This window comes from Bombilactobacillus bombi (assembly GCF_013607485.1).
Classification (GTDB): domain Bacteria; phylum Bacillota; class Bacilli; order Lactobacillales; family Lactobacillaceae; genus Bombilactobacillus; species Bombilactobacillus bombi_A.
Genome location: NZ_SCHP01000146.1, coordinates 1 through 640 on the forward strand (window position 1 = coordinate 1; position 640 = coordinate 640).

Below are 640 nucleotides of genomic sequence, written 5' to 3' on the forward strand. Positions count from 1 at the left end.
TCTTCCAATCAAAAAAGCCTTCTCCAGATTTCAGACCTAATTTATTATCCGCAACCATTTTAGTTAATAAGGGATCAGTCTTTTGTTCAGCACCTAAATCAGCGTATAAATATGAGCTAATATTCTTAAATACATCTAACCCCCCTAAATCAGCACTAGCAATCGGTCCTACTAAGCTCCAGCGCCGTCCTAAACTGTATTTTACTATTTCGTCAACAGCTTTTGGCGAAGCAATCTGCGAATTAATAATATTAAAAGCTTCACGCAGCACTGCTAATTGAATCCGATTGCCAACAAATCCTAGGGCTTCCTTTTTTAAGGAAACAGCATGTTTTCCAATTTTATTAATTAATGCCACTGTTATATTCACAGTCTCAATAGCTGTTTTTTGGCCAGGAACTACTTCTACTAATGGCATTAATTGCGCTGGATTCCAAAAGTGAGCTACTACAAAACGTTCTGGCATTTTTAAGACTTCCTGAATTGCAGTCGGACTTAAACCAGAAGTATTAGTTGCTAAAATAGCAGTGGGGCTCACTTCTGCTTCGACTTGCTGCCAAACTTGCTTTTTAATTTCTAAATCTTCAATAACTGATTCAATTACAAAATCAGCATTAAAAAGTGCCTCTTGGTAATCAGT

Annotated in this window: 1 protein-coding gene; it reads right to left on the reverse strand. The window is 36.9% G+C overall.

The genetic code is table 11. The features are described 5' to 3' along the window. The coding region (locus EQ827_RS08860) for a 3-hydroxyacyl-CoA dehydrogenase family protein (protein ID WP_181190607.1) at positions 1-640 on the reverse strand (640 nt) is incomplete at both ends.